The 23217-nt window shown below is 51.9% G+C and carries 23 protein-coding genes; 9 read left to right on the forward strand and 14 right to left on the reverse strand.

Going from position 1 to position 23217, the window contains the following annotated elements; genetic code table 11:
- Nucleotides 1-38 precede the first annotated feature (38 nt).
- Together AEST_RS15565 and upp are read right to left on the reverse strand one after the other, a co-directional pair.
- Nucleotides 39-926: an alpha/beta fold hydrolase gene (locus tag AEST_RS15565; protein ID WP_008610190.1), complete on the reverse strand. Its 888-nt coding sequence runs from the start codon at nt 924-926 to the stop codon at nt 39-41.
- Between the two features lie 25 nt (nt 927-951).
- Nucleotides 952-1578, reverse strand: coding sequence for a uracil phosphoribosyltransferase (gene upp, locus AEST_RS15570; RefSeq protein WP_008610191.1), 627 nt, complete (start codon nt 1576-1578; stop codon nt 952-954).
- Nucleotides 1579-1859: 281 nt separating this feature from the next.
- On the opposite strand from upp, the gene psrA reads away from it, so the two are divergent.
- From psrA to AEST_RS15590, 4 genes are all read left to right on the forward strand, one after another.
- Complete coding sequence (psrA, locus tag AEST_RS15575) at nt 1860-2519, forward strand: TetR family transcriptional repressor PsrA (RefSeq protein WP_008610192.1); 660 nt, start codon at nt 1860-1862, stop codon at nt 2517-2519.
- Nucleotides 2520-2537: 18 nt separating this feature from the next.
- Entirely contained in the window at nt 2538-4853 is a 2316-nt protein-coding gene (locus tag AEST_RS15580; protein WP_008610193.1) for an acyl-CoA dehydrogenase, read from the forward strand.
- Between the two features lie 139 nt (nt 4854-4992).
- A complete protein-coding gene (locus AEST_RS15585; protein ID WP_008610194.1) occupies nt 4993-5484 on the forward strand; it encodes a GNAT family N-acetyltransferase in 492 nt (163 codons plus the stop codon).
- 45 nt (nt 5485-5529) lie between these two features.
- Nucleotides 5530-5757, forward strand: coding sequence for a hypothetical protein (locus tag AEST_RS15590; RefSeq protein WP_008610195.1), 228 nt, complete (start codon nt 5530-5532; stop codon nt 5755-5757).
- Nucleotides 5758-5828: 71 nt separating this feature from the next.
- Here AEST_RS15590 and AEST_RS15595 read toward each other — a convergent pair whose 3' ends face one another.
- Nucleotides 5829-6872, reverse strand: coding sequence for a Leu/Phe/Val dehydrogenase (locus AEST_RS15595; RefSeq protein ID WP_008610196.1), 1044 nt, complete (start codon nt 6870-6872; stop codon nt 5829-5831).
- A 230-nt stretch (nt 6873-7102) separates the two neighbouring features.
- Here AEST_RS15595 and AEST_RS15600 point away from each other — a divergent pair, with 230 nt between their 5' ends.
- Complete coding sequence (locus AEST_RS15600) at nt 7103-7531, forward strand: DUF4826 family protein (protein WP_008610202.1); 429 nt, start codon at nt 7103-7105, stop codon at nt 7529-7531.
- A 75-nt stretch (nt 7532-7606) separates the two neighbouring features.
- On the opposite strand, the gene AEST_RS15605 is transcribed toward AEST_RS15600, so the two are convergent.
- The 6 genes from AEST_RS15605 to AEST_RS15630 all read right to left on the reverse strand — a co-directional run bounded on the left by AEST_RS15605 (nt 7607) and on the right by AEST_RS15630 (nt 13272).
- Entirely contained in the window at nt 7607-8761 is a 1155-nt protein-coding gene (locus tag AEST_RS15605; RefSeq protein ID WP_008610203.1) for a ribosomal protein uL16 3-hydroxylase, read from the reverse strand.
- Between the two features lie 163 nt (nt 8762-8924).
- A complete protein-coding gene (gene purB, locus AEST_RS15610) occupies nt 8925-10295 on the reverse strand; it encodes an adenylosuccinate lyase (protein WP_008610204.1) in 1371 nt (456 codons plus the stop codon).
- Nucleotides 10296-10309: 14 nt separating this feature from the next.
- Entirely contained in the window at nt 10310-10942 is a 633-nt protein-coding gene (gene hflD / locus AEST_RS15615; protein ID WP_008610205.1) for a high frequency lysogenization protein HflD, read from the reverse strand.
- A gap of 1 nt (nt 10943) precedes the next feature.
- Nucleotides 10944-12047, reverse strand: coding sequence for a tRNA 2-thiouridine(34) synthase MnmA (mnmA, locus tag AEST_RS15620; RefSeq protein ID WP_008610206.1), 1104 nt, complete (start codon nt 12045-12047; stop codon nt 10944-10946).
- A gap of 110 nt (nt 12048-12157) precedes the next feature.
- Nucleotides 12158-12613 (reverse strand): NUDIX domain-containing protein, encoded by a 456-nt coding sequence (locus AEST_RS15625; protein ID WP_008610207.1) that lies wholly within the window; start codon nt 12611-12613, stop codon nt 12158-12160.
- Nucleotides 12614-12651: 38 nt separating this feature from the next.
- Entirely contained in the window at nt 12652-13272 is a 621-nt protein-coding gene (locus AEST_RS15630) for an rRNA large subunit pseudouridine synthase E (RefSeq protein WP_008610208.1), read from the reverse strand.
- Between the two features lie 221 nt (nt 13273-13493).
- On the opposite strand from AEST_RS15630, the gene AEST_RS15635 reads away from it, so the two are divergent.
- On the forward strand, nt 13494-15722 hold the full coding sequence (locus tag AEST_RS15635) for an NADP-dependent isocitrate dehydrogenase (RefSeq protein WP_008610210.1): 2229 nt from the start codon (nt 13494-13496) through the stop codon (nt 15720-15722).
- Nucleotides 15723-15858: 136 nt separating this feature from the next.
- Here AEST_RS15635 and cspD read toward each other — a convergent pair whose 3' ends face one another.
- Nucleotides 15859-16074 carry a cold shock domain-containing protein CspD gene (gene cspD, locus AEST_RS15640; protein ID WP_008610211.1) on the reverse strand — a complete coding sequence of 72 codons (216 nt, stop codon included), beginning with the start codon at nt 16072-16074 and terminating at the stop codon, nt 15859-15861.
- A gap of 199 nt (nt 16075-16273) precedes the next feature.
- On the opposite strand from cspD, the gene clpS reads away from it, so the two are divergent.
- Nucleotides 16274-16594 carry an ATP-dependent Clp protease adapter ClpS gene (clpS, locus tag AEST_RS15645; protein WP_008610212.1) on the forward strand — a complete coding sequence of 107 codons (321 nt, stop codon included), beginning with the start codon at nt 16274-16276 and terminating at the stop codon, nt 16592-16594.
- Nucleotides 16595-16658: 64 nt separating this feature from the next.
- A complete protein-coding gene (clpA, locus tag AEST_RS15650; protein ID WP_008610213.1) occupies nt 16659-18935 on the forward strand; it encodes an ATP-dependent Clp protease ATP-binding subunit ClpA in 2277 nt (758 codons plus the stop codon).
- 117 nt (nt 18936-19052) lie between these two features.
- On the opposite strand, the gene infA is transcribed toward clpA, so the two are convergent.
- The 4 genes from infA to trxB form a co-directional block, all read right to left on the reverse strand.
- On the reverse strand, nt 19053-19271 hold the full coding sequence (gene infA, locus AEST_RS15655; RefSeq protein WP_008610216.1) for a translation initiation factor IF-1: 219 nt from the start codon (nt 19269-19271) through the stop codon (nt 19053-19055).
- 95 nt (nt 19272-19366) lie between these two features.
- Nucleotides 19367-20089 carry an aspartate/glutamate leucyltransferase gene (locus tag AEST_RS15660; RefSeq protein WP_008610217.1) on the reverse strand — a complete coding sequence of 241 codons (723 nt, stop codon included), beginning with the start codon at nt 20087-20089 and terminating at the stop codon, nt 19367-19369.
- Nucleotides 20082-20804: a leucyl/phenylalanyl-tRNA--protein transferase gene (gene aat, locus AEST_RS15665; protein ID WP_008610218.1), complete on the reverse strand. Its 723-nt coding sequence runs from the start codon at nt 20802-20804 to the stop codon at nt 20082-20084. The genes AEST_RS15660 and aat overlap by 8 nt, the downstream gene beginning before the upstream one ends.
- Nucleotides 20805-20854: 50 nt before the next feature.
- Nucleotides 20855-21811 carry a thioredoxin-disulfide reductase gene (gene trxB / locus AEST_RS15670; RefSeq protein ID WP_008610219.1) on the reverse strand — a complete coding sequence of 319 codons (957 nt, stop codon included), beginning with the start codon at nt 21809-21811 and terminating at the stop codon, nt 20855-20857.
- 258 nt (nt 21812-22069) lie between these two features.
- Between trxB and AEST_RS15675 the strand changes: the two genes are divergently transcribed.
- Entirely contained in the window at nt 22070-23194 is a 1125-nt protein-coding gene (locus tag AEST_RS15675) for an ISAs1 family transposase (protein WP_008606797.1), read from the forward strand.
- Nucleotides 23195-23217: the final 23 nt, after the last annotated feature.

Raw genomic sequence — 23217 nt, forward strand, 5'->3', positions numbered from 1 at the left:
TCGGCGTATTATAACGCACCCCAAACCGGGTTGTCTGGCTATTTTACCGCAGCAAACTGCTGTAGCACAGCCCTGACCTGCAGCGCGGTTGACGCCGGTTGCTCCTGCATAAAACAGTGGCCGCCAGGTACCTGGATCGTCTGCACCGCAGCATTCAGCTGGCGCCACTTCGCCAGCGCTTTGACCACAAAAGGAAAGGTCTGTTCACCGTAAATTACAGTGATAGGTTTCGCCGCTTTACGCAGCGCCGGCCATAATCCTTTTGGGTAGGAGCTGAAGATCTCAGCCTCGCGCTCGGGCAAACACTTTAATTGCAGTTCACCATTGCCGGCGCTAAGCGCGTGATCGACATAGGCTGCCAGAGCCTCCGGGTGCCAGCTTTGAAATAAACTGCGACTTTGCAGGTACTGCAAAGCGCTGGGACGATCTGGCCATTGCCGGCGCCGGCGCAGTGCAGCCTTGGCCAAAGGGTTCTTTTTAAACAGCCGCACGCCTTCCAGAGTGCGGGCCAGTAGAATCATCGACGGCGGAAACAGCACCGGATCGAGTAATACCAGTCCCTGAAACAGCCCCGGATGCTCAGCATGCATTAAGGCAGTCAGCACGCCACCAAAGCTGTGTCCAACGCCATAAACCGGCACCTCAGCATATTGGGCGCGATGGGCATTAAAGGCCTGAGCCGCCAGCTCGGCGGCGATATTCCAACCTAAAAAAGGGCCGCCATGGTCACTGTCGCCGTGGCCCTGGGCGTCAGAAAGGAATAAATCGTAGTCGGCAGCCAGCTCAGCTAACAGCGGTTGATAGCTGCGGGCGCAAAAGCCATTGCCGTGCAAAAAGTGCAGCAGCGGCTTACCGCTAACCGGCGTCTGCCAGCCGCGCAGGGTAAAGCCGTAACGGGTATGAAAAGACCAGGGAGTTAACTGCATGATCAACCTTTATTCTAATCAGCCTTTATTTGGTGCCAAAGAGTTTATCGCCGGCATCCCCCAGGCCTGGCAAGATATAGCCATGCTCGTTCAGCCCCTGGTCAATCGCAGCGGTGTAGAGCTCAATATCCGGATGCGCCTGGCGCAGTGCGTGAATCCCCTCGGGCGCCGCGACCAAAACCAGGGCTTTGATGTGGGTACAGCCTTGTCGTTTTAACAAATCAATAGTAGCAATAATCGAGCCGCCGGTGGCCAGCATAGGGTCAATAATAATCGCCAGCCGCTGATCGATTTCCGGTGCCAGTTTTTGAAAGTAGGGCACCGGCTGCAAGGTGCTTTCGTCACGATAAATACCCACCACACTGATACGGGCGCTGGGGATCAGATCCAGTACGCCATCGAGCATACCCAGGCCAGCGCGCAGGATTGGCACCACTGTCACTTTTTTGCCCTGGATTTGCTTGATCTGGCACGGACCGCTCCAGGCCTCGATGGTTACGGTTTCGGTCGGCAAGTCTTTGGTGGCTTCATAGGTCAGCAAGCTGCCGAGCTCGACCGCCAGTTGCCGGAATTGACGGGTATTGATATCCGCGGCCCGCAACAGGCCAATTTTATGCTGTACCAGGGGGTGAGAGACTTCGACGACGCGCATAGGGTTCTCCATGTCCCTTCGAAAGCCCGGATCTGTAGTGGCAGTTTTCAGGTTTGTTCTAACCTTTAAGACTGCGCTTTCGAAGGCGTTACTGTAGCGAAACGGTGTCGCGATAATACGGCAGTGCTGCGTGCTGAGCAAGCTTTCGGCAGCGGCTGTCACTTTGACGGCCAATTATGAAACTTGTCCGACCAGAATTGCTTTTGTTACTTGACAGACCAGTTATTCAAACGTACATTTCAAACAGGTGTTTAAAAGTTTGTTTAACGGCGTAGTGAAGAATGAGCAGTAAAGTGCATACCCAACAACGCATCCTGGATGCTGCGCAAAGCCTGTTTGCCGAAAGTGGCTTTAACGATACCTCGTTACGGCAGATTACTACCAAGGCAGAGGTGAATCTGGCATCAGTGAATTATCACTTCGGCTCGAAGAAAGAGCTGATCCAGGCCGTGCTACAGCGCTATTTGCAGGTACTGATGCCGCGGCTGGATCAGGAGTTTGATCGCTTGTTAGCCAGTCAAAAGCCGAATGATTTAACCCAGATCCTGTCGGTATTTGTAAAGCCTTTGCTCGATCTGAACCAGCTGCAGCGCCGCGGTACCCGAACCTTTTTACAGTTACTGGGGCGTGGTTATACCGATGTACAGGGGCACTTGCGCTGGTTTATTAATCAACATTATGGCCGTACTCTGGATAAGTTTGTGTTGCTGGTACAGCAAAGTTGCCCGCATCTGCCACAAAGCGAAGTGTTCTGGCGGCTGCATTTTTCGCTGGGCTCTATCGTCTTTACGATGGCGTCCAGTGATGCACTGTCTGAAATTGCCCAGGCTGATTTTAACGAAGCGGTGGATATTGAAGGGGTGATCCGCCGTTTAATCCCTTATCTCGGGGCTGCAATTGCCGCGCCGGTATATAGCCAAGACCTCAAAACCGTTGCCTGATGCTGGAAGGAAGCTGATATGGTGTATTTATTGATAATAGTGGCACTGCTGGTAGTGCTGTTTGGCGTGACTTCGGTGCGCCGTAGTGTGATTAGCAAGCCGGTGTTTGGCATCTTTAAGAAAATTTTGCCGCCGTTGTCGGATACCGAGCGTGAAGCCATGGAAGCGGGCGATGTGTGGTGGGACGGTGAACTGTTTAAAGGTAAACCGGACTGGCATAAGTTGCATGCTATTCCGAAAGCTGAACTCTCAGCCGAAGAACAAGCCTTTATGGATAATCAGGTCGAAACCCTGTTGACCATGCTGGACGATTATAAAATTGTGCAGGAAGACCGTGACCTGCCAAAAGCAGTGTGGGATTATATTAAGCGCGAAGGTTTCTTTGCGATGATTATTCCAAAAGCCTATGGCGGTCGTGAGTTTTCGGCTATCGCTAACTCTACCATCGTATCGCGCATCGCGACCCGGAGCTTAACCGCAGCAGTGACCATCATGGTACCTAACTCTTTAGGCCCGGGCGAGCTGCTGATGCACTATGGTACCCAGGAGCAAAAAGATCGCTGGTTGCCGACGCTGGCTAATGGTACTGACGTACCGTGCTTTGCGTTAACCGGCCCGGAAGCCGGTTCGGATGCCGGCGGCATTCCGGACACGGGTGTGGTCTGCAAAGGTCAATTCGAAGGCAAAGAAGTACTAGGCATTCGCCTGAACTGGGATAAGCGTTACATCACGCTGGCACCGGTTGCGACGGTACTGGGTTTGGCCTTTAAGCTGTACGATCCGGAAAAACTATTAGGTGATAAAGAAGAGCTGGGTATTACCTGTGCGCTGATCCCAACCAGCCACACTGGGGTGCAGATTGGTGATCGTCATTTCCCGATGAATATGGCCTTTATGAACGGCACTACTTACGGTAAAGATGTGTTTATTCCACTCGATTGGATTATCGGTGGTCCGGCCTATGCGGGTCGTGGTTGGCGCATGCTGGTAGAGTGTTTATCAGCAGGCCGCGGTATCTCTTTACCAGCACTGGCGACAGCAACCGGCCACCTGGCAGCACGGATGACCGGAGCTTACGGTTATGTGCGTCAGCAGTTCGGCATGTCTATTGGCAAGTTTGAAGGTGTGCAGGAAGGTTTAGCACGTATTGGTGGTTTAACTTACACCCTAGAAGCGATGCGGGTGATGACAGCCGGTGCTATCGATTTGAACCTGAGCCCATCGGTAGTGACGGCGATTGCCAAATACCATATGACTGAGATGTCGCGCACCTTATTAAACGATGCCTTTGATATTCATGCCGGTAAAGCCATTCAGTGTGGCCCGATGAACTATCTGGCACATGGCTATATGGGTGTACCGATTTCGATTACGGTAGAAGGTGCTAATATCCTGACCCGTAACCTGATGATTTTCGGTCAGGGTGCTACCCGTTGCCATCCTTATGTGCTGGCAGAGCTGGAAGCCGCAGCCAATCCAAATGCGGAAGAAGGCCTGGCACAATTCGATAAGCTATTGATGGCACATATTGGCTTTGCGGTTGGCAATACCTTCGCTGCCTTATGGCAGGGTTTAACAGCCGGTGCCTTTAACAGTGCGCCGGTATCAGGCGAAACCGCCCGCTACTACAAGCAATTAAGCCGGATGAGCCGCGCGCTGGCGTTAAGTGCTGATATTTCAATGCTGATGTTAGGCGGTGATTTAAAACGTAAAGAAATGCTGTCAGCCCGCTTAGGTGATGTGTTAAGCCAGCTGTACATTGCCTCTACCGTGCTGAAGTTTTACGAAGATAATGGTCGTCAGCAGGCTGATCTGCCGTTCGTGCACTACAGTGTGCAGCGCTCGCTGTTTGAGATTGGTAAAGCCTTTGATGGCTTCTTTGCCAACTTCCCGAATCGTGTTGTGGCGCGTACCATCCGTACTCTGGTGTTCCCGTTTGGGATCGGTTACAAAATGCCGTCTGATGAGGTGGCACAACAAATTTGTGAGGCCTTATCTAAGCCGAACACATTGCGCGATCGCTTAACCCATCTGTGTTATGTCGGTAAAGCTGAAGATGATGCCACAGGGTTAATGGAAAATGCCTTTGTCGCGATGTACAACGCCCAGCCGCTGCTGAAGAAAATTGCTCAGGCGCAAAAAGCCGGTCAGTTACCGCGTAAACAGCCGCTGCTGGATAGCATTAACCAGGCGTTAGCCGCCAATATCTTAAGCGAGTCCGAGGCGGCCAGCTTACGTAAGATGAACCAGTTGCGCTTTAAGGCCATCAGTGTGGATAGCTTTAAACCCGGCGTATTGGAAGGCATGAGTGTCGGTAAACGTGATGCGGCTTAACTGAGCTGTAGCGAATATCCCCTGACGAAAAACCGGAGCTGACAACTCCGGTTTTTTTATGGCTTTGGCATTGGTTAACGCAGGAAAAACGTTAGAATAGGCTCCGAACAATAATAAGACCCAAAAAAGAGGGAATAAGATGGCGCAGCGTAATATCCGTTTGGCCACCCAGGCTGATGTGCCACTGATTTTAAAGTTTATTCAGGAACTAGCTGAATATGAAAAACTTTCTGATCAAGTGGTGGCCACAGAGCAACAATTAACTACAACCTTATTTTCAGCCCGCCCGGCAGCAGAAGTTGTGATTGCCGAGTGTGACGGTCAGCCTGCGGGCTTTGCCTTGTTCTTTCATAATTACTCGACTTTCCTGGCCAAACCTGGTCTGTATCTCGAAGATCTTTTTGTGTTGCCTCAGTATCGCGCCCTGGGGCTGGGCAAGCTGTTATTGACCTATTTGGCAAAGCTGGCCGTAGACAGAGGTTGTGGCCGTTTTGAATGGTCAGTGCTGGACTGGAATCAACCGGCGATTGATTTTTATCAGGCGCAGGGGGCAACATTGTTGCACGACTGGCGGATCAACCGGGTGACCGGTGACAAATTGCAGGCATTAGCAGCGCAATATTCGGCCTGATGTCGTGGTATTGATTTCCTAAAAGTTGTACAGGTGTAGTAGTCAATGTCAAAGGAACAAGTTAAGGCCGCAGCGGCGGCTGCGCAAAGCACAAAGCCGGCAAAAAGCCCGGTAGCTGAGACCGACAAGGTTCCAGCAGCAAAAGCTCAACCAAAGAAGGTATTAAAACGGCGGCAAAGCGGCGATTTCTGGATTAACCTGAGCGTGGCGCTGTTTATTGGTGTGTGTTTGCTGATTTTAAGTTTTGAAATTTTGCTAAAGTTGTCGCGTTAGTGCGTGCTGTTTAGCAAAACAAAGGGAGGCCTGTGCCTCCCTTTGCGTTTTCTGGTGGCTATAGCCGCGGTTTATGCCTGACCGCGCGCGATAATTTCCTGAGCCATCTGATCAGCAACGGTGCTGGTGGGTTTATTTTCAGCGTCGGCGCGCTCAAAAATCTGCAACAGGGTGTCAAAAATTTGCATGACCTTCGCTGTAGACTCTGCCGCATTATAACCTTGCGGACGCATTTCAAAGGCGACGTTAATAATGCCACCAGCATTGATGACATAGTCCGGCGCATACAGAATACCCAGCTCACGTAGTTTCTGGCCATGCTCAGGGCGCTTTAACTGGTTGTTGGCACAACCGGCTACAATTTTGGCTTTTAGTTGCGGGATGGTGTCATCATTTAAGGTGGCACCCAGCGCACAAGGCGCATAGATATCAGCCGCTACGCCGTAGATATCATTCAGACCGACGGCTGTGGCGCCAAATTGGGCAACCGCACGGTTCACCGCATCCTGGTTAATGTCGGTGACAATAAGCTTAGCGCCTTCTTTATGCAGGTGTTCACACAGATAGAAACCGACGCTACCTAAGCCTTGTACGGCAACCGTTTTGCCTGCCAGATCGGCAGAGCCAAACTGATGCTTAGCGGCGGCTTTAATGCCCTGATAGGTACCCAGCGCCGTAAAAGGACCTGGGTTACCGCTTTTACCCTCTAAGCCAGCAACATAAGGTGTAACCTGATGCACCTGCATAATGTCATGGGTAGTAATGTTCACATCTTCAGCGCTGTAATAGCTACCGCTTAAGCGGTGTACCATGCGGCCAAAGGCTTGAAATAACGCCTCAGATTTAATGGTTTTGGCATTACCGATAATCACCGACTTGCCGCCACCCAGGGGTAAACCGGCCATGGCGTTCTTATAGGTCATACCGCGTGATAAACGCAGCACATCTACCAGCGCATCTTCGTCAGATGCATAGTCCCATAACCGACAACCACCAACCGCAGGCCCCAAACGGGTGCTGTGCACAGCGATAATGGCTTTTAAACCGGTTTCCTGATCACTGCAGAAAACTACTTGCTCATGCTGATCAAATTCTGGGTGATTAAATACGGCCACAACGGACTCCCTTGCAAGAATAGCTATTACAGCTGGATGGTTTACGTTTACGTTAACTGCGACTTTTGTCGTAATGGCGCGGAATGTACCATTTTGCACCACTGAATACCAGTCCTGACGTTAACTGGTGGCTGGTCAGTCCAGTGTTGGTGGTGAGAAGCTCAGTAAAGCTTGATTGTCGCGGATAGCTCACATAAAGTAGCGGCATCTACAACACAGGAAGTCATCTTATGAGTGAGCAGTCAACTCAACAACCCACTGAAATCAGCGAAGCGCAGCGCGCAGAATGGGTCCGGGCACAATTTCAGAAAGCCAATGAATATCTGGCAACCAAGGGGATTATCCCGGATAACGTGGCCGTGAGTGAAAGCCGTTATTTACCGCCTTTGGTCGCAGTATGGAAGCTGAATACCCGTGATGCTAAGTCATTCTGGGTGATCAGTGGCGATCTGCCAACCGATCATATGCCCGTTAGTGCAGCACCCAATGCCCGCGAAGCGATCCGCGCGTTCGCGTTGCACTGGCAGTTAAAGGCCGAACAAATTGCCCAGGCCGGTTTTACCGATAAGACCCAGGTTGAGTTTGCTAATCTGTTAGTAAGCCGGGCAGAGGGTTTATACGATCTGTTTGATAACGAGCCGCTGTGGCAAGGGCAATAAGTCAGCGCCAAGCTGTCAAATTTAGTTGACAAAAAAAGCCGCAATAGCGGCTTTTTTTATGCGCAGCACTGCGGTTTATTCTTCAAAATACCACAAGCCCTGGTTAATCAAGTCCGTCAATAATAACAGGCGTTCTTCCCGCGCGGTAAAATGCAGACATTGCTGTTGGTCGATGCGTTTGCTGTCACAGAGTAATTGCGCTGTAACCAGCTCTTCGGCTGGCAGCACTATAGTGGTGCCGTTGATAAACAGCTGAATATCACTGCTTTCGTTTGCCTGATAGTAGCTGCAACGCAGGCCGCCAAGGCGCGCCAATACCGAGCCTTCTTCCAGGTATTCTGCAATTTCCTCAGCCTGATAATGTGGATCTGGCTCTTGCTGATCCAGCTCATGTTTGGCTTGGGTAATATACTGGCCAAACCATAGCGGTAGTGTGTCGCGGTCACTGACCAGTTGCACCAACAGCTGCTGCACCTGATCCAGATCCTGCTCACTAATGGCGCCGATATTACCGGCCAGGTTGCGCTGTGGATCGCTAAAGCGTTTACCGCTGATATCATTGTCCAGCAGGTAATCAGCTATACCGGTCAGTAAGTCTTTTTGTGCCGGCGCCCGGAAACCGACTGAGTAGTTCAGACTGTTCTCGAGTGAAACCCCCTCGTGTGGGCAGCCAGGCGGAATATATAAAATATCACCCGGCTCCATAATGACATCAATACAGGCGGTAAAGGGCGTGACTTGCAGCAGGCGCGGATGCGGGCAGAATTGCTTTAGTGACGCATCTGGCATGCCAACCCGCCAGTGTCTTTTACCCTCGCCCTGGATAATAAACACATCATATTGATCCAGGTGCGGACCGACACCGCCACCCGGGGTGGAAAAGCTGACCATCAGATCATCAATCCGCCAGTTTGGAATAAAGCGAAATGGCTCAATCAACTCCGCCGCCGGTGGATGCCAGTGGTCAACCGCCTGCACCAGGATAGTCCAGTCCTTGTCGCCATAGCGGTTAAAGTCTTCAAAGGGGCCGGTTTCCAGCTGCCAGTTACCGTCGCGACATTCGACCAACCGTGATTCGACGTCGTCTTCCAACGCCAGACCTGCCAGCTCATCCGCTGACAGCGGATCCTGAAAGTTCTTAAAGCCTTGTTTAATCAACAGCGGCTGCTTTTGCCAGTACTGCTGCATAAAATCGGCCAGGCTTAATTCACCCAGATTTAACTGATACATTTTAGGATCCCAAGTAAAGCAGCTGAATTTACGATTACAGAGCAAGAACCAGATTGCTTACGCCAAGACGCCGTAAATACATCCCTGTAGGCTTCATTCAGGCATCCATGCCTTCAAGACTTGGCTTAAAGCAATCCGGTTCCCTGCTAATAAAGTTACTGGATTAGTCCAGTAACTCTACCAGGCGAATGGCATCACCGATATAGCCGGCAGGAGACAGCTGCTTCATCTCGGCTTTTACCGCATCCGGCAGTGCCAGACCATCGATAAAGACGGCCAGATCGGCGGCGCTGATCCGCTTACCACGGGTCAGTTCTTTTAGCTTCTCGTACGGCTTTTCAATACCATATTTACGCATTACCGTCTGCACCGGCTCGGCCAGTAATTCCCAGTTGGCGTCCAGCTCGGCCAGCAGGTTGGCTTCGTTCACTTCCAGCTTGCTAATCCCTTTTAAGGTGGCCTGATAGGCAATCAGCGTATAGCCAAAGCCGACACCCAGATTACGCAGCACGGTAGAGTCTGTCAGGTCACGCTGCCAGCGTGATACCGGTAACTTGGCGGATAAGTGGTTAAACAGCGCATTGGCGATGCCAAGGTTACCTTCTGAGTTTTCAAAGTCGATCGGGTTAACCTTGTGCGGCATGGTTGAAGAACCAATTTCGCCGGCCACGGTTTTTTGCTTAAAGTGACCCAGTGCAATATAGCCCCAGACATCGCGGTCAAAATCCAGCAGGATGGTATTAAAACGGGCGATGGCATCAAACAGCTCGGCGATATAGTCATGCGGCTCAATTTGTGTCGTATAAGGGTTCCAGCTGATACCCAGCGAGCTGACAAAGCGCTCAGCAAAGGCATGCCAGTCCAACGTCGGGTAGGCTGATAAGTGCGCATTATAGTTACCGACTGCGCCGTTGATTTTACCCAGCAGGCTAACCGCCGCAATTTGCTCACGCTGGCGCTTTAAACGCACATAGACGTTTGCCAGCTCTTTGCCCATCGTCGTTGGGGACGCCGGTTGGCCGTGAGTACGCGCCATCATCGGCACCGCTTTTAACTCCAGTGCCAGCTTTTTAATTGCTGTTAGCAATGCATCACATTCAGGCAGTAACACGCTGTCGCGCGCTTCGCGCAGCATCAGCGCATGCGACAGGTTATTGATATCTTCAGAGGTACAGGCAAAGTGAATAAATTCACTGATGGCAGCAAGTTCGCTGTTGCCGGCGACTTTTTCTTTTAACAGATATTCAACCGCTTTCACGTCGTGGTTAGTGGTGCGCTCAATATCTTTGACCCGCTGTGCATCGGCCAGGCTAAAGTTATCGACGATTTGATTTAACAGCGCATTGGCCTCTGCGGATAACGCCGGCACTTCGCTGATCGCCGGCTCGGCGGCCAGCTGCTGCAACCAACGCACTTCGACCAAAACCCGGTACTTGATTAAACCAAACTCGCTGAAAATCGGGCGCAGCGCGGCAGCTTTGCTACCGTAGCGGCCGTCGACCGGCGAAATGGCAGTAAGGGCATTAAGTTCCATGAAAACTCCTGATCTTATAGTGCGGGAAGACTGGCCAGCGCATTTTGCGCTGCAGCCAGGATTTTCCGTCGTTTAAAAATAAAGTTTAGCCGGCTGCCGCCAGCCTGACGCCAGAGCACAGCAGAGCGGATGGCTGCCAGTAGCAGGGCGCGCACTTTTTGCTGTACACTGCTTTGACTGAGTAATTCTGGTTGGCCGTATATCTGAATGCGGGCACCTAGGCTGCTAATGCAGTCGGTGTAGATATCGGCCAGTTTGCCAATAATAGTCTCATCGGTGACACTAAAATGCTGTAACTGCCGCTCCAGCTGCGAGAGTTGCTTGCCCAGCTCGGCCATATTGTCGCGGTTTTTATTCAGTCGCCGCTCCAGCGCCAGCACGCCGACCAGGTAACGGGTGAGCTCAACGTCTTTTTGTGGCTTATCGCCCAACTGCTCAATAATCAGTTCCAGCCCTTCGCGTAAATTCGTCAGTTCGCCACCATAAATATCCAGCGGCGTAGCGGGGTTCAGATTGATTACGCTACCCAGCATAATTTCCAGTTGCGCTTGTTGCGAATCGGTACTGCGGGCCACTTTTTGCACCAACTTGGCCGCCTGACACAGGCCGGCCAGCGCATAAATTTGAGTTTCTAACGATACTTGCATCTTAGCTTAGTGCCTCATCAATAATACCACCGCCAAGGCAGACTTCATCCAGATAGAAGACTGCCGACTGACCAGGGGTTACCGCTTTTTGTGGGCTATCAAAAGTCACCTGCAGCCGGCCATCAGGCAGCGGCGTTACGGTGCAGGGAATATCATGTTGCCGGTAACGGGTTTTTACCGTTAAGCGGCAAACTTGCTGTGGCCCGGTGCGATCCACCCAGTGCAGTTGACTGGCTATCAACCCGCTGGATAATAACGCCGGGTGATCATGGCCCTGAGCAACCAGTAACCGGTTGAGCGTTAAATCTTTGCCGACCACATACCAGGGATCGTCGCCGCCATCGCGTAAACCGCCAATACCTAAGCCTTTGCGCTGGCCCAGGGTGTGATACATCAGGCCCTCGTGACGGCCGATAATTTTGCCATCATCAATACTGACAATATCGCCCGGCTGAGCCGGTAAATACTGCTGCAGAAAATCTTTAAACTTGCGCTCACCGATAAAGCAGATGCCGGTGGAGTCTTTTTTATCATGGGTGACCAGGCCTTGTTGCTCAGCAATGGCGCGCACGGCCGGCTTTTCCAAATCACCGACCGGAAACAGGGTTTGTGCAATATGTTGCTCAGCCAGGGTATAGAGGAAGTAGCTTTGGTCTTTATTGTGATCCAGACCACGCAGCATTTGCCAGTGACCATCCTGATAACGGCGGCGTACATAATGGCCGGTAGCGATATAGTCAGCGCCCAGCGCTTCAGCGGCAAACTCCAGAAAGGCTTTAAACTTGATTTCTTTATTGCACATAATGTCCGGGTTAGGGGTGCGCCCGGCTTTATATTCGGCTAAGAAATACTCGAACACATTGTCCCAGTATTCGGCGGCAAAGTTGACCTTGTGTAATTTGATACCCAGTTTATCGCATACGGCCTGGGCATCGGCCATATCTTCTGCGGCAGCACAGTATTCGTCGTTGTCGTCTTCTTCCCAGTTTTTCATAAACAGGCCTTCCACCTGATAACCCTGTTGCAACAACAGGTAGGCGGAAACGGACGAATCGACGCCGCCGGACATCCCGACGATTACTTTTTTACTGCTGTTCTCTGACATGACACCGCGCTTAAAGACTGCCTGAATTAAAGGCGCGGATTATAACACCAAAATAGCGGCGGCAAAAATGCTCGCTACCGGAAAAAAGCTGACTAAGCTGCGGTTTACTGTTAGCAAAGCGGTTGGATCAATGACAATGGCAGTCGGGTACCGGCTAAACAGAGATCGATGGCATCCAGCACCAGCTGACTGCGCGGAGGCAGTTTTTGTGCCAGCAGTTCACTTTTATCAAGCCACTGTAGCGCCAGAATATCCGGATCCTGGGGCTGAAATGCTGCTGGCAGCTGGTCGGGCTCAAACAAAAAATTCACCCGCACATAGGTATGGCCGTTGCTGGCCTTTAACTGCGAAATGCCAAGCCAGGCTGAGGGCAGCAGGGTCAGGCCGGTTTCCTCGTAAACCTCTCGGCAGACGGCGCTAAGCAAATCCTCATCTTCTTCCATATGGCCGGCCGGTTGGTTGAGGACTTCGCGGCCACTGAGTTTGTCGCGCTCCTGTACCAGTAAAAACCGGCCCTGATAATAAACCACCGCTGCCACGGTCAGATGGAGTCTGTTCCTGCTCATGCTATTCCTTGTTGTCGTCGCTGCCGCGTCAGTGCGGATTACAAATTGATACTACGATACTGCCCCGGCGCCAGATCGTCCAGTTGCCAGTCGCCAATCCTAACCCGCACTAAACGCAGGGTAGGGAAGCCAACTGCGGCTGTCATTCGCCGCACCTGACGGTTACGACCTTCGTGAATAGTCAGGGCCAGCCAACTGGTCGGAATATTGGCCCGATAGCGAACCGGCGGCTGCCGCGGCCAGAGTTCGGGTTCCGCCAAAAGCTCAGCCTGGGCCGGTAGCGTCATGCCGTCGTTAAGTTGTACACCCTGACGCAGCTGTGCCAGAGCCTGTTCGGTAATTTGCCCCTCGACCTGCACCCAGTAGGTTTTCGGTGCTTTAAAGGCCGGATCGGCGATTTTTTGCTGGGTCTTACCGCAGTTGGTTAACAGCAGCAGGCCTTCACTGTCCCGATCCAGCCGGCCGGCAGCATAGATATCCGGAATGGCTAAAAAATCAGCCAGTGTCTGGCGCGGCGGTGTGCTGTTGTCGGTAAACTGGCTTAATACATCGTAGGGCTTATTAAAGAGTACCAATAGCGGATTTTCTACCTTAGTCCTATTGTTTTTTGCTGAAAAAGCCTTATGTTTTGGCCGGGTCGGCCGTTTCTGAGCATTCACGCCTGATCTCTGCATCTGATGTTGACCGTAATATTTAAACGCCGCGGCGCCAAGCTGCCGTTTAACCGGGTGGTGTGCCGCTGGATGTGCGCTGCCTGTTTTATTCGCCCTGATGCTGATATACTCAGCGGGCTTCGTTTGGCTGCGTTTTAAACAATTTCCACACACGGGTGGCGATGGCCTTGTCATGGCGATCCGGCGCTAACAATACAGGAACTAACATGTCGAAAGAAAGTGCAAAAATTATTTACACCATTACCGATGAAGCGCCAGCGCTGGCGACTCAGTCGTTATTGCCGATTATTGAGGCCTTTTCTGCCGCGGCCGGTGTAGCCGTTGAAACCCGTGATATTTCCCTGTCTGGCCGTATTATTGCGAGCTTTCCGGAGTTTTTAACTGCTGAACAGCGCATCAACGACGATCTGGCTGAGCTGGGCGAGCTGGCGAAACAGCCGGATGCCAACATTATCAAGCTGCCAAATATCAGTGCCTCTATTCCGCAAATGAAAGCGGCGATTAAAGAATTACAGACCCAGGGTTATGCGCTGCCGGATTATCCGGAAGAGCCAAAAACCGAGCAGGAACGCGATGTTAAAGCGCGCTACGACAAAATCAAAGGCTCGGCGGTAAACCCGGTATTACGTGAAGGTAACTCTGATCGTCGCGCACCGGCTTCAGTTAAACAATATGCCCGTAAAAACCCGCACAGCATGGGTGCCTGGAGCAGCAGCTCCAAGTCTCATGTCGCCCATATGACGGCCGGCGATTTTTATGGCTCTGAGCAATCCGCTACCATGGCTGCTGATGATGTGCTGAAAATCAGCCTGCAGCAGGCCGATGGCAGCGTTAAAGTATTAAAAGAAAAAGTCGCGGTGCTGGCGGGTGAAGTGGTCGATGCCACCTTTATGAGCGTTAAAGCGCTGCGTGACTTCTATGCCGCTGAAGTAGAAAGCGCGAAAGCGCAGGGCGTACTGTTCTCGCTGCATTTAAAAGCCACCATGATGAAGGTATCAGATCCCATCATGTTCGGTCATGCGGTAAAAGTGTTCTACAAAGAAATCTTCGCTAAATATGCCGCCACCTTTGACAAGCTGGGCGTGGATGTGAACAACGGTATTGGCGATCTGTATGCCAAGCTGCCGCAACTGCCACAAGCCGAGCAGGAAGCCATAGTGGCTGATATCAAGGCGCTGTATGCCAGCAAGCCTGCGATGGCGATGGTGAACTCCGATAAAGGCATTACCAACCTGCATGTACCAAGCGATGTGATTATCGATGCGTCTATGCCAGCGATGATCCGCAGCTCCGGTCAGATGTGGGGCCCGGATGGTCAGTTACATGATACCAAAGCCGTGATCCCGGATCGTTGCTATGCCGGTGTCTATCAGGAAACGATCGAATTCTGTAAGAAGAACGGTGCTTTCGACCCGCGTACCATGGGCTCAGTACCGAACGTTGGCTTAATGGCGCAAAAAGCCGAAGAATACGGTTCACACGATAAAACCTTCGAAATCCCGACCGCCGGTACCGTAGTGGTGACCAACAGCAAAGGTGAAGTGGTATTTAGCCATCAGGTCGAAGCTGGCGATATCTGGCGCATGTGTCAGGTAAAAGATGCCCCTATCCGTGACTGGGTGAAACTGGCCGTTAACCGCGCCCGTTTAAGCAACACGCCAGCAGTATTCTGGCTGGATAGCGCCCGCGCCCATGATGCTGAGCTGATTAAGAAAGTACAAAGTTACTTAAAAGAGCACGATACCACTGGTCTGGATCTGCAGATTATGTCGCCGGTTGATGCCACCCGTCATACGCTGGCGCGGATGAAGCAAGGTCTGGATACCATCTCTGTAACCGGTAACGTGCTACGCGACTATCTGACTGACCTGTTCCCAATCCTGGAGCTGGGTACCAGCGCCAAGATGTTGTCTATCGTGCCACTGATGAACGGTGGCGGCTTGTTCGAAACTGGCGCCGGTGGTTCAGCACCTAAGCACGTCGAGCAGTTTGTTGATGAAAACCATCTGCGCTGGGATTCACTGGGTGAGTTCCTGGCCTTGGCGGCCTCACTGGAGCATCTGTCTCAGGTTGCCGGTAACAAGGTGGCCCAGATCCTGGCCGATACCCTGGATCAGGCGACAGCCTTATTCCTGGACAACGACAAATCACCACGTCGTAAAGCCGGCGAGCTGGATAACCGTGGTAGCCACTTCTATCTGGCGATGTACTGGGCCCGCGCCATGGCAAAACAACAGGCTGACAGTGCACTGGCAGCACGCTTTGCTAAACTGGCGGATACGCTGGAAGCCAGCGAACAGCAAATCCTGGCGGAGTTAAATGGCGTGCAGGGTAAGGCAGTGGATATCGGCGGTTATTACCGTCCGGATCAGGCCAAAGTGGCTGCAGCGATGCGGCCAAGCGCAACCTTAAACGCGGCGCTGGCAGCACTGTAATAGCGGTGAGCGGCCCGCTATCCGGCTACAGCCGGGGGCGGGCTGCAAAGATATCTTGTGCTGTGTAATAACACAGCAAGCTCAGGACAACAAAAAAGCAGGCGCCGCCTGCTTTTTTGTTTTCAGGTCCGCTGTGCTATTCGTCAACGCCGGGCAGCTTGATATTGACAGCGTGTAAGCCTTTGGGGCCCTCAGACAAGTCGAATACCACGTCCTGGCCCGCTTTCAGCGTGCGGTAGCCATCCATGTTAATGGTTGAATAATGGGCGAAGATATCTTCGTCACGTCCGTCTTCCCGGATAAATCCAAATCCTTTGGCATTATTGAACCATTTCACTTTACCGGTAGCCATACTACTTACTTCCTTCTCTAAGTTAGCTATATTCTGTATGCTAGTGAAGCACTGAGCAGGAGCCGGAACTGGCCCCGTTATTTAATGTAGATAATTTGAGCAAACAGTCAAGGTATTTGCAAAAATAAGCTAAAACCTTTACGCAATTTTAATAACACGCGCCTTTGCTGGATGGCGCTCGGATGGCTATAGTTAACTTATGAGCGGTAAGCAGAATCCCAACGTACATTTCGATGATATCGCAGAACTCACCCGGCAGCGGTTGGCACCGCCACCCATGTATAAGGTGATTTTGCATAATGATGACTATACCCCAATGGACTTTGTCATCGATGTACTGAGCCGGTTCTTTAATATGCAGTATGAAAGAGCCACCGAAATTATGCTGAAAGTACATTATGAAGGCAGCGCGGTTTGTGGGGTTTTTACTGCCGAAATTGCCGAAACCAAGGTGCAGCAAGTGATGACCTATGCCAAGGAGCATCAGCATCCGTTGCTCTGTACCATGGAACGCGCTTAAAACCGTTGGCATCCCGGGGCTGTAGCCAAGGATGTCTCTAACTCAGGTGGATTAGGAGTGATGTATGTTAAATAAAGATCTTGAGTTAACGCTGAATATGGCATTCAGGTTTGCGCGCGAACGCCGGCATGAATTTATGACGGTTGAACATCTGTTATTGGCCTTACTGGATAACCCTTCCGCGGGCGCGGCGCTCAAGTCCTGCGGTGCTAATCTGGATAAGCTGCGCCAGGAGTTGGCCAGCTTTATCGACTCCACCACACCGGTGCTGCCGGAGGGAGAGCTGGAGCGCGATACGCAGCCGACACTGGGCTTTCAGCGCGTGCTACAGCGCGCGGTCTTTCATGTGCAATCCTCAGGTAAGTCGGAAGTCAATGGCGCCAATGTGCTGGTGGCGATCTTCTCTGAGCAGGAATCGCAAGCGGTTTATCTGCTGAAAAAAATCGATATCACCCGGCTGGATGTGGTGAACTACATTTCGCACGGCATTACCAAAACTGAAAAGCTGGAACAGCATGATGATAGCCAGCAGGAAGAGATTGGCGAGCAGAGCGCAGAAGAGCACCGTTACCTGGAAAACTTTACTGCTAACCTGAATGTGCAGGCGAAAAATGGCCTGATCGATCCGCTGATTGGCCGCGATACTGAAGTAGAGCGGGCGGTGCAGGTACTATGCCGGCGGAAGAAAAATAACCCGCTGTTAGTCGGCGAAGCCGGCGTCGGCAAAACGGCCATTGCTGAAGGTCTGGCCTGGCGCATCGTACAGCAGCAAGTGCCGGAAGTGATTGCTGATGCCACCATCTACTCGCTGGATATGGGCGCCTTGCTGGCTGGTACCAAGTACCGTGGCGATTTTGAAAAGCGCTTAAAGTCGCTGTTAAAAGAAATTGAGCGCGAGAAAAATGCCATCCTGTTTATTGATGAGATCCATACCGTGATTGGTGCCGGTGCGGCCTCGGGCGGTGTGATGGACGCCTCGAATCTGATTAAGCCGTTGTTGTCGAGCGGCCGCTTGCGCTGTATGGGGTCGACCACCTATCAGGAATTTAAAAATATCTTCGAAAAAGATACCGCACTGGTACGGCGCTTCCAGAAAATCGATGTGGTAGAGCCCAGTGTCGAAGATACCACCCGCATTCTGCTGGGCTTAAAAGAACGCTATGAGCAGCACCATAATGTGAAATACACGCAGAAAGCACTGCGCGCTGCTGCTGAACTGTCGGCAAAATATATCAGTGAGCGGCATTTACCGGATAAAGCCATCGATGTGATTGATGAGGCCGGTGCTTCACAGCGGCTGTTACCGGCATCGAAGCGCAAAAAAGTAATTAACGTCGCGGAAATTGAGCAGGTGATTGCTAAGATCGCCCGTATTCCGGAGAAGTCAGTCTCCGCTTCGGATAAAGAAGTGCTGGCCAATCTGGATCGTAATCTGAAACTGGTGGTCTTTGGCCAGAATGCACCCATTGAAGCGCTAACGGCGGCGATCCGCTTATCGCGTTCAGGCTTGGGTAACGAGGAAAAACCCATCGGCAGCTTCCTGTTTGCCGGGCCTACCGGGGTTGGGAAAACCGAAGTGACCAAACAGCTGGCCAAGGTGATGGGCGTAGAGCTGCTGCGCTTTGATATGTCGGAATATATGGAGCGGCATGCGGTGAGCCGTTTAATTGGTGCGCCACCGGGCTATGTCGGTTTTGAGCAGGGCGGCTTGCTGACTGATGCGGTCTCCAAGCATCCGTATTCGGTAGTGCTGCTGGATGAAATCGAAAAGGCACACTCGGATATCTACAATATCCTGTTGCAGGTGATGGATCACGGTACCCTGACCGATAATAACGGTCGCAAGATTGATTTCCGAAATGTGATCCTGGTGATGACCACCAATGCCGGGGTGCAGGAAACGGTGCGCAAGTCGATTGGTTTTAAACAGCAGGATCATAGCCATGATGCGCTCAGCGAAATCAATAAAACCTTTAGTCCGGAATTCCGTAACCGGCTGGATGGCATTATCTGGTTTCAACATCTGGATCAGGAGATTATTCTGCAAATCGTTGATAAGTTTATCTGCGAACTGCAGGTACAACTGGATAAGAAACAGGTGTCATTGGAACTCAGTAGTGAAGCCCGGCACTGGCTGGCAGCCAAGGGATATGATCAGGCGATGGGCGCTCGGCCGATGGCAAGAGTGATCCAGGAACAACTGAAAAAGCCTTTGGCTAATGAAATCCTGTTTGGGGTGCTAACTGAGGGTGGCGATGTGCGGGTGGAGCTGGTAGCGGATAAACTGGAATTCCATTATCAGACCAGTAAAACCGCAGCGACCGAGGCGCAGCCGGGTTAATAAGCCACTCACCGGCGAACAGGTGTGGACTAAAACGCAAAAACCCGGCTATGCCGGGTTTGCCTTTAGCTGGCGACGAAAAGCACTAAGTCGGCATTTCGTGCAGACTTAGGCTGCTTAACGCTGGCGGAACACGATCCGGCCCTTGGTCAGATCATAAGGCGTCAGTTCTACGGTAACCTTATCACCGGTTAAAATGCGGATATAGTTTTTACGCATTTTGCCAGAAATATGCGCGATCACTACGTGACCGTTTTCCAGCTCAACTTTGAACATGGTGTTTGGCAGGGTATCCAGGATGGTACCTTGCATTTCAATTACATCTTCTTTCGCCATTCAGCGTACTCGCCTCTAATAAAATGTGGTGCCTTTGGAAAAACAGCGCAGATTGTGCCGAAAAGCCACCGATAAGTAAAGCAGCAAGCGCTTTTTTAAGCAAATGAGTGCCAGCCGCCATCGAAATAGCGCTGATGCGGCAGAAATTCCTGCTTATAGGCCATTTTGCGACAGCCATCGACCTGATAGCCGAGGTAGACATAGTCCAGCTGCTGCTGTGCCGCCAGTTGTAGCAGATACAGGATGGCCAACTTACCGGGAGAGAAAGACTCTGCCTGCCGGGCAAAAAAGGTGTACACCGCTGAATAAGCACCGGCGAGTTCATCCACCACCATCACGGCCTGTAACACCCCGGCCTGATACAACTGCAGCAAGCTGATCGGCTGCCATTTACTGTTTAGCAGGGAGTCCAGTTGTTCCTGCGTTGCCGGATGCATCACCCCATCCGGATGCTTAAAAGCAATATAGTCGGCAAATAACGCAAATAATTGTTGTCGCTCAGCCACTGAATCGGGCACCTTGCTTAGCTGATACTGCCAGCCGCTGCGCGCGGCTTTGCTGAGCAGGCGCCGCTGGCTGCTGCTTGGCGTAAAATCTGGCAGCGGGATCCTCAGTGATTGGCAGGCGTGACAGCTGGGGCAATGTGGCCGGTACAGTTGATCACCGCTGCGGCGGAAATTATGTTTTATCAGCAACTGATATAAACTGGCGTCCATTGGCTGTGGACTGAGCAATACCGCCAGTTGCTCTTGTTGCGAACTCAGGTAGCTACAGGCGGCAGGTGGGGTCAGGCCAAACTGCAAGCTCTGCTCAGTCATGCCCAGGCTCCAGTAGCAGCGGCTGGCTTCGCCAATGCTCTGCCGGTGCAGGTGTCTTGATTAAGGTTGCAATCAGCGGCAGGTAGTCGCGCCGGGACAGGGTAGTGGCGCCAAGTTTCAGTAAGAACGGGTTAGGTAACTGACAGTCAATCCAGCCGGGGGCATAGCGCTGCAAATGTTGTTGCAGCGCTATCAACGCAAACTTAGCGCCATTATCAATGCGGTTAAACATCGATTCACCGCAAAACAGCTGACCCAGCTGCACGCCATATAAGCCACCGACCAGTTGCTTGCCTTGCCAGACCTCGACACTGTGCGCCAGGCCTTGCTGATGCAGCGCCAGATAGGCTTGCTGCATCGGTGGTAGGATCCAGGTTTGCGCCTGACTGGGCCGGGGTTCGGCACACTTGCTGATCACTGCAGCAAATGCCTGATTTAGCGTTACGGTTAAACCGTCGCGGCGTAATTGCTTGCGCAAGGTACGGTTTAAGCTAAGCGTATCGGGCGCAAAGACGGCGCGGATAGCAGGGCTCCACCAGAGTAGTGGATCGCCTTCAGAAAACCATGGAAAGATGCCGCTTTGATAGGCCAGCTGCAGGCGTGAGACCGAGAGATCACCGCCCATCGCCAGCAAACCATCGGGCTCCCGCAGCGCCTGTTGCACGGGCGGGAACCAGAGTTCATCTGCTAACAGCTCCGGCAGATAGATAGGCATCAGACAGGGCGCGGGCAAGCTGAAGCCGCATGTTGCGGCTTCATAGGCTGTTATTTACCCAGGGCGTCCAGATAGCGCTCGGCATCCAGCGCTGCCATACAACCGGAGCCGGCTGAGGTAATGGCCTGACGGTAGATATGGTCTGCCACATCACCGGCAGCGAACACCCCGGCGATGCTGGTCTGAGTGGCATTGCCTTCAGTGCCGCTTTGCACTTTCAAATAACCACCATTCATTTCCAGCTGACCGGCAAAAATATCGGTATTGGGTTTGTGGCCGATGGCGATAAAGACGCCTTGCAGTGCCAGCTCTTTTGCCGCTTCGCCTTGAGTCGATTTTAACCGCACACCGGTCACGCCCATCTCATCACCCAGCACTTCATCCAGCTCGCGGTGGGTATGCAGGATAATATTGCCGCTGGCGACTTTAGCCATTAAGCGGTCAATCAGAATTTTCTCGGCTTTAAAGCTGTCACGGCGGTGCACCAGATGCACTTCGGCCGCGATATTGGATAAATACAGCGCTTCTTCCACCGCAGTATTACCACCACCGACTACCGCAACTTTCTGATTGCGGTAGAAGAAACCGTCACAGGTGGCACAAGCTGACACACCACGGCCGCTATACGCCTGTTCTGATTCTAAGCCCAGATATTTGGCGGAAGCGCCGGTGGCGATAATCAGCGCATCACAGCTGTACTGGCCGTTGTCGCCAGTCAGGATAAAGGGCCGCTGTTGCAGGTTAACGGTATGAATATGGTCAAACACGATTTCGGTATTAAAGGTTTCAGCATGCTCACGCATCCGATCCATCAGCGCCGGGCCAGTTAAACCGTGCGCATCACCGGGCCAGTTTTCAACTTCGGTGGTGGTGGTTAGCTGACCGCCTTGCTGCATCCCGGTTACCAGTACCGGTTGTAAGTTGGCGCGGGCCGCGTAAACGGCGGCAGTGTAACCGGCAGGGCCAGAGCCCAGAATAAGCAGTTTGCTGTGTTTAACCTCTGACATCAGAGCACTCCATTGGAAAATAATGCAAAAAAGATAGCGGGATTCTACGGAAAGCCAGCACAAAGCGAAACCCCGTTGTCGGGAAATGGCGACGGTATAACTGTAAATAAAGGCGCACGCGCAAGGATTTTTCAAAACAAAGCCAGTAGAATGTCCCCCCAGGGCAAGATCACGAACATTTAACGCGCACTTTAACATAACTGATTGACCGCGATCTTCCGTTGTGATCAGATACTGGCTTTTACGCGGAGCCAGTTTATGAACATCGATATTTTTGCAGAGCACTTTTCAGAATTAGAAGACCCAAGGCAAGCATCTAAGGTCGTTTACCCCTTGTTTGACGTGGTATTTTTAACGCTGTGTGCCGTTATCGCAGGCTGTGAGGGCTGGGAAGATATTGAAGATTTCGGTGAAAACCGCTTTGACTGGTTGCAAGAACATGGTTTTTTCAAACTGGGCTTGCCGGTACACGACACTATCGCACGGGTGATGTCATTGCTGGACAGCGAAGCTTTACAGCGTTGCTTTGCCAGTTGGATGCAGGCTTGTACAGAGCTTACTGATGGTCAGGTGGTAGCGATTGACGGCAAAACGTTGCGCAGCTCTTACAACCGCGAAGACCGCTGCTCTTCTATTCATATGGTTAGCGCTTTTGCCAGTGCCAATGGCGTGGTAATGGGCCAGGTTAAAACGGACGAGAAGAGCAACGAAATTACGGCGATACCTCAGCTACTTAACTTGCTGGAGCTTAAAGGATGCTTGGTCAGTTTGGATGCCATGGGATGCCAGAAAGAGATAGCGCAGCAGATAGTAGATAAAGAAGCCGACTACCTGTTGACGGTTAAAGGCAACCAAGGACAGCTGCATGATGCCGTAAAACAAGCCTTTGCGGGTAAAGCGCACAAAGATACTGCCGCGCAGTCACTAGAAAAGAACCGTGGGCGCTTGGAGTACCGTGAATTCCAGGTATGTGATGCCAGTGAATTACCGGAAAAACTCAAAGCTGCGTGGCCAGGGCTGACAACCCTTGGCATGGCAACGACTTACCGGGTGGAAAAGCACAAGCGAGCCGTATTAGAACAGCGTTATTTTATCAGCTCAGCCGTTCTTAGTGCCGAGCGGCTAGCCAGCGCAGTTCGCGAGCATTGGAGTATCGAAAACCAGTTACACTGGGTGCTGGATGTAAGCTTAGGTGAGGATGCTTGCCAGATATATCGTGGTAATGCAGCGACTAATCTTGCCACGATGCGACACTTTGGTTTGAATATGTTACGCGCTGAGAAGCGAAAAATGAGTATCAGAAGAAAGCAGCGTCAGGCATTGATGAATGAGGCTTATTTGGATGCGGTGCTTGAAGCTGGAATGAGTATGGTTATTAAATGACCACTCGTAATCTCACCCTGAAT

The organism is Alishewanella aestuarii B11 (assembly GCF_000280055.1).
Taxonomy (GTDB): Bacteria; Pseudomonadota; Gammaproteobacteria; order Enterobacterales; family Alteromonadaceae; genus Alishewanella; species Alishewanella aestuarii.

Bases quoted from the DNA above. Each gene is read 5' to 3' on its own strand.
- AEST_RS15565 (WP_008610190.1), bottom strand. From the start codon at position 926: ATGCAGTTAACTCCCTGGTCTTTTCATACCCGTTACGGCTTTACCCTG.
- upp (WP_008610191.1), bottom strand. From the start codon at position 1,578: ATGCGCGTCGTCGAAGTCTCTCACCCCCTGGTACAGCATAAAATTGGC.
- psrA (WP_008610192.1), top strand. From the start codon at position 1,860: ATGAGCAGTAAAGTGCATACCCAACAACGCATCCTGGATGCTGCGCAA.
- AEST_RS15580 (WP_008610193.1), top strand. From the start codon at position 2,538: ATGGTGTATTTATTGATAATAGTGGCACTGCTGGTAGTGCTGTTTGGC.
- AEST_RS15585 (WP_008610194.1), top strand. From the start codon at position 4,993: ATGGCGCAGCGTAATATCCGTTTGGCCACCCAGGCTGATGTGCCACTG.
- AEST_RS15590 (WP_008610195.1), top strand. From the start codon at position 5,530: ATGTCAAAGGAACAAGTTAAGGCCGCAGCGGCGGCTGCGCAAAGCACA.
- AEST_RS15600 (WP_008610202.1), top strand. From the start codon at position 7,103: ATGAGTGAGCAGTCAACTCAACAACCCACTGAAATCAGCGAAGCGCAG.
- AEST_RS15605 (WP_008610203.1), bottom strand. From the start codon at position 8,761: ATGTATCAGTTAAATCTGGGTGAATTAAGCCTGGCCGATTTTATGCAG.
- purB (WP_008610204.1), bottom strand. From the start codon at position 10,295: ATGGAACTTAATGCCCTTACTGCCATTTCGCCGGTCGACGGCCGCTAC.
- hflD (WP_008610205.1), bottom strand. From the start codon at position 10,942: ATGCAAGTATCGTTAGAAACTCAAATTTATGCGCTGGCCGGCCTGTGT.
- mnmA (WP_008610206.1), bottom strand. From the start codon at position 12,047: ATGTCAGAGAACAGCAGTAAAAAAGTAATCGTCGGGATGTCCGGCGGC.
- AEST_RS15625 (WP_008610207.1), bottom strand. From the start codon at position 12,613: ATGAGCAGGAACAGACTCCATCTGACCGTGGCAGCGGTGGTTTATTAT.
- AEST_RS15635 (WP_008610210.1), top strand. From the start codon at position 13,494: ATGTCGAAAGAAAGTGCAAAAATTATTTACACCATTACCGATGAAGCG.
- cspD (WP_008610211.1), bottom strand. From the start codon at position 16,074: ATGGCTACCGGTAAAGTGAAATGGTTCAATAATGCCAAAGGATTTGGA.
- clpS (WP_008610212.1), top strand. From the start codon at position 16,274: ATGAGCGGTAAGCAGAATCCCAACGTACATTTCGATGATATCGCAGAA.
- clpA (WP_008610213.1), top strand. From the start codon at position 16,659: ATGTTAAATAAAGATCTTGAGTTAACGCTGAATATGGCATTCAGGTTT.
- infA (WP_008610216.1), bottom strand. From the start codon at position 19,271: ATGGCGAAAGAAGATGTAATTGAAATGCAAGGTACCATCCTGGATACC.
- AEST_RS15660 (WP_008610217.1), bottom strand. From the start codon at position 20,089: ATGACTGAGCAGAGCTTGCAGTTTGGCCTGACCCCACCTGCCGCCTGT.
- aat (WP_008610218.1), bottom strand. From the start codon at position 20,804: ATGCCTATCTATCTGCCGGAGCTGTTAGCAGATGAACTCTGGTTCCCG.
- trxB (WP_008610219.1), bottom strand. From the start codon at position 21,811: ATGTCAGAGGTTAAACACAGCAAACTGCTTATTCTGGGCTCTGGCCCT.
- AEST_RS15675 (WP_008606797.1), top strand. From the start codon at position 22,070: ATGAACATCGATATTTTTGCAGAGCACTTTTCAGAATTAGAAGACCCA.